Source organism: Cupriavidus sp. IDO (assembly GCF_000812465.1).
Taxonomy (GTDB): domain Bacteria; phylum Pseudomonadota; class Gammaproteobacteria; order Burkholderiales; family Burkholderiaceae; genus Cupriavidus.
On the sequence record NZ_JWMA01000069.1, the window covers coordinates 55,122 to 65,236 of the forward strand.

Below are 10,115 nucleotides of genomic sequence, written 5' to 3' on the forward strand. Positions count from 1 at the left end.
ACAGGAGACCATCATGACCGAACTGCCAGGCCTGAAATTCGATCTGGGCGAAGACATCGAGATGCTGCGCAGTTCCGTGCGCGACTGGGCCCAGGCCGAACTGGCCCCGCGCGCCGGCGAAATCGACCGAACCGACCAGTTCCCGATGGATGCCTGGAAGAAGATGGGCGACCTCGGCGTGCTAGGCATCACGGTGGCAGAGGAGTACGGCGGCGCCAATATGGGCTACCTGGCGCACATGATCGCGATGGAGGAAATCAGCCGCGCGTCCGCCTCGGTCGGCCTGTCCTACGGCGCGCACTCCAACCTGTGCGTGAACCAGATCCACCGCAACGGCAGCGCCGCGCAGAAGGCCAAATACCTGCCGAAGCTGGTTTCCGGCGAATGGATCGGCGCCCTGGCCATGAGCGAGCCCAACGCCGGCTCCGACGTGGTCAGCATGAAGCTGCGCGCCGACTTCAAGGGCGACCGCTACGTGTTGAATGGCACCAAGATGTGGATCACCAACGGTCCCGACTGCGACGTGCTGGTGGTCTACGCCAAGACCGAGCCGGACCTGGGCGCGCGCGGCATGACCGCCTTTATCGTCGAGAAGGGCATGAAGGGTTTCTCGGTGGCGCAGAAGCTCGACAAGCTCGGCATGCGCGGCTCGCATACCGGCGAACTGGTGTTCCAGGACGTGGAAGTGCCGGTCGAGAACATCCTCGGCGCCGAGAACGGCGGCGCCAGGGTGCTGATGAGCGGGCTCGACTACGAGCGCGCGGTGCTGTCCGGCGGCCCGGTCGGCATCATGCAGGCCTGCATGGACGTGGTCACGCCCTACATCCACGACCGCAAGCAGTTCGGCCAGAGCATCGGCGAATTCCAGCTGATCCAGGGCAAGGTGGCCGACATGTACACCACGCTGCAGGCGGCGCGCAGCTACCTGTACACGGTCGGCAAGAACCTGGACGCGCTGGGCACGGATCACGTGCGCCAGGTGCGCAAGGACTGCGCCGCGGTGATCCTGTACACGGCGGAGAAGGCCACCTGGATGGCGGGCGAAACCATACAGATCCTGGGCGGCAACGGGTATATCAACGAATACCCGGCCGGGCGCCTGTGGCGCGATGCCAAGCTGTACGAGATCGGTGCCGGCACCTCGGAAATCCGCCGCATGCTGATCGGCCGCGAGTTGTTCGCGGAAACGATGTAAGGACCCCCGGGGCCTCGGAAAACACCCGAAGCCCCCGGCCGAACCCATTTACAATCACAGGACCCCCGCCAGCCCGTCGACCCATGTCCCACTTCCCCAAACTGCTCTCCTCGCAGATTGCCTACGATGTGGCGAGAACGATGCTCGACGGGTTCGACAAGCATTACCGCTTGTTCCGGGAGGTGAGCCACCAGGCCAAGCTGAAGTTCGAGGCCGGTGACTGGCTTGGCTTGCAGCAACTGCAGCGCGACCGCATCGCCTTCTACAACGAGCGCGTGCGCGAATCGAGCGTCATCCTCGAAGACGAATACGATGCGGAGAATATCGAGGACGAAATCTGGCAGCAGATCAAGCTGCATTACATCGGGCTGCTGACCAACCATCACCAGCCCGAGCTGGCCGAGACCTTCTTCAACTCGGTCTGCACCCGCATCCTGCACCGCTCGTACTTCAACAACGATTTCATTTTCGTGCGCCCGGCGATCTCGACCGAGTACATCGAGAACGAGGAATCGCCCACGCGTCCGACCTTCCGCGCCTACTATCCGGGCAGCCGCGAAGGCATGGCGGCCTGTTTCGAGCGCATCGTCCACAATTTCCAGCTCGAGCGGCCGTTCGAAGACCTGCGCCGCGACATCGGCTACGTGGTGCGCGCGGTGGCCGAGCACTTCGGCGACCTGCGTATCGCGCCGAATTTCCAGATCCACACGCTGTCGTCGCTGTTCTTCCGCAACAAGGCGGCCTTTATCATCGGCCGCATCGTGAACGGCGACCGCACCTTCCCGCTGGCGATCCCGATCCTCCACGGGCCGTCGGGCAAGCTGGTGCTCGATACCGTGCTGCTGAGAAAGGAACAGCTGCTGATCCTGTTCTCGTTCACGCACTCCTACTTCATGGTCGACATGGACATCCCGTCGGCCTACGTGACCTTCCTGCGCGACATCATGCCGCGCAAGCCGCGCGCGGAGATCTATACCTCGCTGGGTTTGCAGAAGCAGGGCAAGAACCTGTTCTACCGCGATTTCCTCCATCACCTGCAGCATTCGTCCGACAAGTTCATCGTCGCGCCAGGCATCCGCGGGCTGGTGATGCTGGTGTTCACGCTGCCGTCGTACCCGTACGTGTTCAAGGTGATCAAGGACTTCTATCCGGCACCGAAGGAAACCACGCGCGAGCTGGTCAAGTCGAAGTACCAGTTGGTCAAGCAGCACGATCGCGTGGGCCGCATGGCCGACACGCTGGAGTACTCGGACGTGGCCTTCCCGCTGTCGCGCTTCGACGATGCGCTGGTGCGCGAGTTCGAGCAGCACGCGCCGTCGATGATCGAGTACCAGCGCGGCAAGGACGGCGGGGAAGAGATCGTGGTGCGCCATGTGTACATCGAGCGCCGCATGACGCCGCTGAACATCTGGCTGCACGAAGGCACCGACGAGCAGGTGGAGCACGGCATCATCGAGTATGGCAACGCCATCAAGGAGCTGATGGCGGCCAACATCTTCCCGGGCGACATGCTGTACAAGAATTTCGGCGTCACCCGGCATGGCCGCGTGGTGTTCTACGACTATGACGAGATCGAGTACCTGACCGCCTGCAATATCCGCCACGTGCCCCAGCCGCGCAACGAGGAAGAGGAGATGTCGGGCGAGGTGTGGTACACCGTACGGCCGCACGACATCTTTCCGGAGACGTTCCGCACCTTCCTGCTGGGCGATCCGCGCGTGCGGGCTGCCTTCCTGCGGCATCACGCAGATTTCTTCGACCCCGCCATGTGGCAGGGCCACAAGGACCGGCTGCTGGCCGGACATGTTCATGACTTCTTTGCCTATCACAGTTCAGAGCGATTCATTCACCGTTACGGCCGACCGGGCAGCGCTGAAGGCGCGTCCGCTGCTGCCGGTCCTGCAAGGAGGGTCGCATGACTGACGCCATCGCCCAACTGTTCCGCAACAACCGCGATTGGGTCGACCGCGTCAACGCGGAAGATCCCACCTTCTTTACGCGCCTGGCCAACCAGCAGGCGCCGGAGTACCTGTGGATCGGCTGCTCCGATTCGCGCGTACCGGCCAACCAGATTCTCGGCCTGGCGCCGGGCGAGGTGTTTGTCCACCGCAATATCGCCAACGTGATCGCGCACAGCGACCTGAATGCGCTGTCCGTGATCCAGTTCGCGGTCGAGGTGCTCAAGGTGCGCCACATCACCGTGGTCGGCCACTATGGCTGCGGCGGCGTGAAAGTGGCGCTCAAGCGCGAGCGCATCGGCCTGGCCGACAACTGGCTGCGCCATGTGCGCGACGTTGCCGACAAGCACGAGGTCTACCTTGGCACGCTGCTGCGCGAGGATGACGCCCATACCCGCCTGTGCGAGCTCAATGTGATCGAGCAGGTCAACAATGTCTGCCAGACCACGGTGATCCAGGACGCCTGGACGCGCGGGCAGGAAGTGACCGTGCATGGCTGGGTCTACGGCGTGTCCGACGGCCTGCTGCGAGATCTCGGCATGGCCGCCAGCAGCAACGACGAATTGCACCAGCAGCTTGCCGCGGCCTACCGCCAGTTCGGCGATCCGCCGCAGGCTTCGATCCGCTGACAGGAAAGAGCACGCATCCGCATCATCCGCACACCGATTTCCAGGAGACCAGACATGGAAGACCAGATCGTTATCGTTTCTGCTGCGCGTACCCCGATGGCAGCGTTCCAGGGTGAGTTCGCCAGCGTCACCGCGCCGCAGCTCGGCGCCGCTGCCATTCGCGCCGCGGTGGAGCGTGCCGGCCTGAAGCCGGAGCAGGTCGAGGAAGTCGTGTTCGGCTGCGTACTGCCCGCCGGCCAGGGCCAGGCGCCCGCACGCCAGGCTGCGCTTGGCGCCGGCCTGCCGCTGGGCGTGGGCTGCACCACGGTCAACAAGATGTGCGGCTCGGGCATGCGTGCCGCCATGACCGTCTACGACGGCCTGATCGCCGGCTCGTTCGACATCGCCATCGCCGGCGGCATGGAGAGCATGACCAACGCCCCGTACCTGATCCCGAAGGGGCGCGGCGGCTACCGCATCGGCCACGGCATGATCTATGACCACATGATGCTGGACGGCCTGGAAGATGCCTACGACAAGGGCCGCGCCATGGGCACCTTCGGCGAGGACTGCGCCGCCAAGTACGGCTTCACGCGCGAAGCGCAGGACGCCTTCGCCATGGAGAGCGTGCGCCGCGCGCAGCAGGCCACCGAGAACGGCGATTTCCGCTGGGAGATCACGCCGGTGACGGTATCGGGCAGGGGTGGCGACACCGTCATCGACACCGACGAAGGCCCGCGCCGCATTAAGCTCGACAAGATTCCCTCGCTCAAGCCGGCCTTTGCCAAGGACGGCACCATCACCGCCGCTTCGTCATCGTCGATCAATGACGGCGCCGCCGCGCTGGTGATGATGCGCGCCTCCACCGCGAAGAAGCTCGGCCTGCAGCCGATCGCCCGCATGCTGGGCCACACCACCCACGCGCAGGCGCCGGGCTGGTTCACCACCGCGCCGGTCGAGGCGATCGCCAAGCTGTACCGCAAGCTCGACTGGACCACCGACAGCGTCGACCTGTTCGAGATCAACGAGGCCTTTGCCGTGGTGCCGATGGCCGCCATGCACGACCTGAAGATCCCGCGCGACAAGGTCAACATCCACGGCGGCGCCTGCGCGCTGGGCCACCCGATCGGCGCTTCGGGCGCACGCATCATGACCACGCTGATCGGCGCGCTGCGCAAGACCGGCGGCAAGCGTGGCGTGGCCAGCCTGTGCATCGGCGGCGGCGAAGCCACGGCAGTCGGTATCGAGATCCTCTGATGTTGTTCCTCCCCTCTCCCGCTTGCGGGAGAGGGGAGCAAAAAAGCCGGCAGTTCGCTGAACCCACGCACCTCTACCAAGGAGCACAGCCTTGCCAACCCTACTCATCCTCGGCGCCTCGCGCGGCATCGGTCTTGAATTCGTGCGCCAGTACCGTGCCGATGGCTGGCGCGTCATTGCGGCGGCGCGCAGCGCCGAAGGCGTTGCCGCCCTCAAGGCGCTCGGCGCGGAAGCCCACCAGGTGGATCTCACCGATGCCGGCGCGGTAGCCGGCCTGGGCTGGAAGCTCGACGGCGAATCGCTTGACGTCGCCATCTACAACGCCGGCGTGGTCGGCCCGCGCAGCGAAGGCGCGCAGCCTGTCACGCGCGAAGACTTCGACAAGGTGATGCACGTCAACGTGCTGGGCCCGATGATGGCGCTGCCGCTGATCCTGCCGTACGTGGAAACCGGCCAGTCCGGCCGCGGCGGCGTGCTGGCGGTGCTGTCGTCGCGCATGGGCAGCATCGGCGCGATGGACAGCAACCGCAGCTGGCTGTATCGCGTCAGCAAAGCCGGCGTCAACGCGGCGCTCAAGGCGGTGTCGCTCGACGCGCGCCATGCCACCTGCGTCGCGCTGCATCCGGGCTGGGTGCAGACCGACATGGGCGGCAAGGACGCCGACCTGACGCCGCAGCAGAGTGTCAAGGGCATGCGGCAGGTGCTGGCCACTGTCAAGCGCAGCGACAACGGCAGCTTCCACAACTACGACGGCACGCCGATTCCCTGGTAACCGCGCTGCCCGCTACCCAACCGACAGAACGACATGCTGCTGAACTCCGAACAGGAAATGATCCGCGACGCCGTGCGCCAGTTTGCGCAGGAGGTGATCGCGCCGCAGGCCGCGCAATGGGATCGCGACAAGACCTTTCCCAAGGACGTGCATCGCGAGCTGGCGGCGCTGGGCGCCTATGGCGTCGCGGTGCCCGAAGCATACGGCGGCGCCGGGCTCGACTATCTTTCGCTCGCACTGATCCTGGAGGAGATCGCGGCCGGTGACGGTGGCACCTCCACCGTCATCAGCGTCAACAATTGCCCAGTGTGCAGCATGCTGATGGCGTTTGCCAGCGAAGCGCAGAAGCAGCAGTGGCTGGTGCCGCTGGCGCGCGGCGAGATGCTGGGTGCGTTCTGCCTGACCGAGCCGCACGTCGGCTCGGACGCGGCGGCGCTGCGGACCACCGCGGTGCGCGACGGCGACCACTACGTCCTGAATGGCGTAAAGCAGTTCATCACCAGCGGGAAGAACGCCGACGTGGCGATCGTGCTCGCCGTCACCGACAAGTCGGCCGGCAAGCGCGGCATCAGCGCCTTCCTCGTACCGACGTCCACGCCGGGCTACGTGGTGGCGCGGCTGGAAGACAAGCTCGGCCAGCATTCCTCCGACACCGCGCAGATCTTGTTCGAGGACTGCCGCATCCCCGCCGCAAACCTGCTGGGCGAAGAAGGCGGCGGCTACAGGATGGCGCTGTCCGGCCTGGAAGGCGGGCGCATCGGCATCGCCTCGCAAAGCGTGGGCATGGCGCGTGCCGCCTTCGACGCCGCGCTGGCCTACGCCAAGGAGCGCGAGAGCTTTGGCCAGCCGCTGTTTCAGCACCAGGCCGTGCAGTTCCGCCTGGCCGATATGGCAACGCGCATCGACGTGGCGCGGCAGATGGTCTGGCATGCCGCCTCGCTCAAGGATGCCGGCAGGCCCTGCCTGAAGGAGGCGGCAATGGCCAAACTGTTCGCCAGCGAGATGGCCGAGTCGGTCTGCTCCGATGCAATCCAGGTGTTCGGCGGCTACGGTTACGTCAGCGATTTCCCGGTGGAGCGCATCTATCGCGACGTGCGCGTCTGCCAGATCTACGAAGGCACCAGCGATATCCAGAAGATACTGATCGCACGCGCGCTGTCGTGACGGCAGCATGACGAGTCCGAACCAGAAGCACCCCCATTCACAGCAAGACCAACAACCGAGGGCCCGCGACAATGAGTGCAGCGATCGATTTCTACTTTGATTTCTCGTCACCGTATGGCTACTTCGCCAGCACCCGCATCGACGAGCTGGCGCAGAAGTATGGCCGTATCGTGGCGTGGCATCCGATCCTGCTCGGCGTGGTGTTCAAGACCACCGGCGCGTCGCCGCTGCCGCAGTTGCCGCTCAAGGGCGATTACTCGTGGCGCGACTTTGAGCGCACTGCGCGCTTCCACGACATCGAATACAAGCGCCCGGCGCATTTCCCGCTGCCCACCACGCATGCCGCGCGGGCAATGCTGTGGCTGCAGAACCATCATGGCGACGACATCGCCGCCGCCTTCGCCAAGGCCGTGTACCACGCGCTGTTTGTCGACGACATCAACATCGCGGAGCCGGCCGAGATCATGAAGCTGGCCGAACCGCTCGGCATTGACGCGCAGGCCCTGAATGCCGGCGCCACCAGCTACCAGATCAAGGACCAGCTCAAGGCCGAGATCGAAGTCGCCATGGCCAAGGGCGTGTTCGGCTCGCCCTTCGTCATCGTCGACGGCGAGCCGTTCTGGGGTTTCGACCGCTTCGACCAGCTCGAGGCGCACCTGAAGAGCCGCCGCCAGACCGAACTCCGGGCCGTGACCAGCCCGGACAGCACCAAGGAAAAGAAACCCGCATGACTGCAGCAAACCAGGGCCTGCGCGGCCCATCCGCACGTTTCGATTGTGTGATCTTCGACTGCGACGGGGTTCTCGTCGACAGCGAGCCCATCGTCAATCGCGTGCTCAACGAGATGCTCAACGAACTCGGCATCAGGATCTCGCTGGAAGATTCCACCCGCATGTTCCTCGGCCGCGCGGTGCGCGAAGAGCTGGACAACATCGCCCGCATGCGCGGCGCGCCGCTGCCGGAGAACTGGCTGTCGACCTGGCTCGCCCGCCGCAACCAGGTGCTGGAAGCGGAAGTGCAGGGCGTGCCCTATGTACGCGAGGCGGTTGCCGCGATTGCGGCCACCGGCATGCCGGTGTGCGTGGCATCGGGCGCGGATCGCATCAAGGTCAAGCTGCAGCTGACGCGCACCGGGCTGGTGGAACTGTTCCAGCAGGACGAGCGCGAGCACATCTTCTCGGCCACCGAAGTGGCGCGTAGCAAGCCTGCGCCGGACGTCTACCTGCTGGCGGCGCGCACCATGGGCGTGGAGCCGGTGCGTTGCGCGGTGATCGAGGACAGCCCGACCGGCATCACCGCGGGCGTTGCCGCCGGCATGACGGTGTTCGGCTATGCCGCGCGCAACGACGCCGCCTCGCTGAGCGAGGCCGGCGCACAGATGATCTTCACCGATATGCGCGACCTGCCGGAGTTGCTGGGATGAATGCGCGCCGCCTGCCCAAGGCCACCGCCGAGCCATGCCCTTGCGGCAACAGCGCGGAGTACGCCGCGTGCTGCGGCCGCTATCACCGCGGCGAGGCATTGCCGCCCAACGCCGAGGCGCTGATGCGCTCGCGCTACAGCGCCTACGTGCTGGGCAATACGGACTGGCTGAGGCAGACGTGGCATCCGTCCACCTGTCCGGACGACCTGGAGCCGGATCCGGCCACGCGCTGGCTCGGACTGAGCATCAAGGCGCATGCGCAGCAGGACGATACGCATGCGACCGTGGAATTCGTGGCGCGCTACAAGGTAGGCGGGCGCGCCTGGCGGCTGCATGAGCGCAGCCGGTTCGTGCGCGAGCCGCGCATGGCCGGCGGCGCGGCGTGCTGGCTCTACGTGGATGGCGACATGATCGGGGAGGCGTCATGAGTGATCAGGGAAGGCCTGAGTACCTGCTGTACTGCTTCGCGCAATCTGGCAACGCCTACAAGGCCGCATTGATGCTGGAGACGCTGAGCGTCCAGCGCGGCAGGCAGCTGTGGGCGCCGCGCTTCGTCGACTACTTCAACGGCGAGACCCGCACGCCCGAGTACCGCGCTATTAACGTGATGGGCGAGGTGCCGGTGCTGGAGTTCGAAGGACAGCGCCTGTCGCAGTCGGGCGTTATTCTCGAAACGCTGGCGGCACGGCTCGGCGCCTATGGCCCGCGCGACGAAGCCGAGCGTGCCGAAGCGCTGCGCTGGCTGCTGTTCGACAACCACAAGTTCACGTCCTACACCGCCACCTACCGCTTCATGCGCGCGTTCGCGAAGAACCCCGATCCGGCGGTGCTGGAGTTCTTTCTCAAGCGCTGCGAGGGCGCATGGAGCGTGCTGAATACACAACTGGCCGGGCGCGCGTTCGTGCTGGGCGATCACGCCACCATTGTCGACTTCTCGCTCGCCGGATACGTCTTCTTCGATGACGAGATCGGCGTGCACTGGCGCAAGGAGTATCCGCATATCCACGCCTGGACCGAATGCATCCGCGCGCTGCCGGGTTGGAAGCATCCCTATGACCTGATGCCGGGGCACCCGTTGCCGAAGCAGGCAGGCTGAGCCAGGCCGCTGGCAGCACGGCACCAACCAAGACCAAGCAGGAAGAGACACCGAGATGCCCACGCTGGAAACCAAACTCAACGCACGCTCCGAATCCTTCAAGGCCAACGCCGAAGCCATGCAGGCCCTGGTGGCCGACCTCAAGGCGAAGATCGCGAAGCTCGCGGAAGGCGGCGGCGAAGACGCCCGCAACAAGCACCTGTCGCGCGGTAAGCTGCTGCCGCGCGACCGCGTGCAGCAATTGCTCGATCCGGGCACGCCGTTCCTGGAGCTGTCGCAGCTTGCCGCCTACGAGATGTACGACAATGCCGCGCCCGGCGCCGGCATCATCACCGGCATCGGCCGCGTGGCTGGGCAGGAGTGCGTGATCGTCTGCAACGATGCCACCGTCAAGGGCGGCACCTACTACCCGCTGACGGTGAAGAAGCATGTGCGCGCGCAGGAGATCGCCGAGCAGAACAACCTGCCGTGCATCTACCTGGTCGATTCCGGCGGCGCCAACCTGCCCAACCAGGATGATGTGTTCCCCGACCGCGACCACTTCGGCCGCATCTTCTACAACCAGGCCAACCTGTCCAAGCAGGGCATCCCGCAGATCGCGGTGGTGATGGGCTCGTGCACGGCCGGTGGCGCGTATGTGCC

The 10,115-nt window shown here is 65.4% G+C and carries 11 protein-coding genes; all 11 read left to right on the top strand.

Annotated features, from left to right (window positions below):
* Nucleotides 1-13 precede the first annotated feature (13 nt).
* Nucleotides 14-1,195 carry an isovaleryl-CoA dehydrogenase gene (locus RM96_RS20665; protein ID WP_039013295.1) on the top strand — a complete coding sequence of 394 codons (1,182 nt, stop codon included), beginning with the start codon at nt 14-16 and terminating at the stop codon, nt 1,193-1,195.
* Nucleotides 1,196-1,278: 83 nt separating this feature from the next.
* Nucleotides 1,279-3,114 (top strand): bifunctional isocitrate dehydrogenase kinase/phosphatase, encoded by a 1,836-nt coding sequence (gene aceK / locus RM96_RS20670; protein WP_039013297.1) that lies wholly within the window; start codon nt 1,279-1,281, stop codon nt 3,112-3,114.
* On the top strand, nt 3,111-3,782 hold the full coding sequence (gene can / locus RM96_RS20675) for a carbonate dehydratase (RefSeq protein WP_039013298.1): 672 nt from the start codon (nt 3,111-3,113) through the stop codon (nt 3,780-3,782). The genes aceK and can overlap by 4 nt, the downstream gene beginning before the upstream one ends.
* Before the next feature lie 54 nt (nt 3,783-3,836).
* Nucleotides 3,837-5,018: an acetyl-CoA C-acetyltransferase gene (locus tag RM96_RS20680; protein WP_039013299.1), complete on the top strand. Its 1,182-nt coding sequence runs from the start codon at nt 3,837-3,839 to the stop codon at nt 5,016-5,018.
* Nucleotides 5,019-5,109: 91 nt separating this feature from the next.
* On the top strand, nt 5,110-5,790 hold the full coding sequence (locus RM96_RS20685; RefSeq protein WP_039013300.1) for an SDR family oxidoreductase: 681 nt from the start codon (nt 5,110-5,112) through the stop codon (nt 5,788-5,790).
* Between the two features lie 33 nt (nt 5,791-5,823).
* Nucleotides 5,824-6,954 (top strand): acyl-CoA dehydrogenase family protein, encoded by a 1,131-nt coding sequence (locus RM96_RS20690; RefSeq protein WP_039013301.1) that lies wholly within the window; start codon nt 5,824-5,826, stop codon nt 6,952-6,954.
* A gap of 71 nt (nt 6,955-7,025) precedes the next feature.
* The gene (locus RM96_RS20695; protein ID WP_039013305.1) at nt 7,026-7,685 is read left to right on the top strand and encodes a 2-hydroxychromene-2-carboxylate isomerase; all 660 of its coding nucleotides are present in this window, start codon (nt 7,026-7,028) and stop codon (nt 7,683-7,685) included.
* Nucleotides 7,682-8,377, top strand: a complete 696-nt coding sequence (locus RM96_RS20700; RefSeq protein WP_039013306.1) for an HAD family hydrolase — start codon at nt 7,682-7,684, stop codon at nt 8,375-8,377. The genes RM96_RS20695 and RM96_RS20700 overlap by 4 nt, the downstream gene beginning before the upstream one ends.
* Nucleotides 8,374-8,805: a YchJ family protein gene (locus RM96_RS20705; RefSeq protein ID WP_039013308.1), complete on the top strand. Its 432-nt coding sequence runs from the start codon at nt 8,374-8,376 to the stop codon at nt 8,803-8,805. The genes RM96_RS20700 and RM96_RS20705 overlap by 4 nt, the downstream gene beginning before the upstream one ends.
* A complete protein-coding gene (locus tag RM96_RS20710) occupies nt 8,802-9,473 on the top strand; it encodes a glutathione S-transferase family protein (RefSeq protein WP_039013309.1) in 672 nt (223 codons plus the stop codon). The genes RM96_RS20705 and RM96_RS20710 overlap by 4 nt, the downstream gene beginning before the upstream one ends.
* Before the next feature lie 55 nt (nt 9,474-9,528).
* On the top strand, nt 9,529-10,115 hold a 587-nt coding region (locus RM96_RS20715; protein WP_039013311.1), incomplete at its 3' end, for a carboxyl transferase domain-containing protein.

Excerpts from the sequence above, each read along its gene's own strand:
- RM96_RS20665 (WP_039013295.1), top strand. The coding sequence starts at position 14 with ATGACCGAACTGCCAGGCCTGAAATTCGATCTGGGCGAAGACATCGAG.
- aceK (WP_039013297.1), top strand. The coding sequence starts at position 1,279 with ATGTCCCACTTCCCCAAACTGCTCTCCTCGCAGATTGCCTACGATGTG.
- can (WP_039013298.1), top strand. The coding sequence starts at position 3,111 with ATGACTGACGCCATCGCCCAACTGTTCCGCAACAACCGCGATTGGGTC.
- RM96_RS20680 (WP_039013299.1), top strand. The coding sequence starts at position 3,837 with ATGGAAGACCAGATCGTTATCGTTTCTGCTGCGCGTACCCCGATGGCA.
- RM96_RS20690 (WP_039013301.1), top strand. The coding sequence starts at position 5,824 with ATGCTGCTGAACTCCGAACAGGAAATGATCCGCGACGCCGTGCGCCAG.
- RM96_RS20695 (WP_039013305.1), top strand. The coding sequence starts at position 7,026 with ATGAGTGCAGCGATCGATTTCTACTTTGATTTCTCGTCACCGTATGGC.
- RM96_RS20700 (WP_039013306.1), top strand. The coding sequence starts at position 7,682 with ATGACTGCAGCAAACCAGGGCCTGCGCGGCCCATCCGCACGTTTCGAT.
- RM96_RS20705 (WP_039013308.1), top strand. The coding sequence starts at position 8,374 with ATGAATGCGCGCCGCCTGCCCAAGGCCACCGCCGAGCCATGCCCTTGC.
- RM96_RS20710 (WP_039013309.1), top strand. The coding sequence starts at position 8,802 with ATGAGTGATCAGGGAAGGCCTGAGTACCTGCTGTACTGCTTCGCGCAA.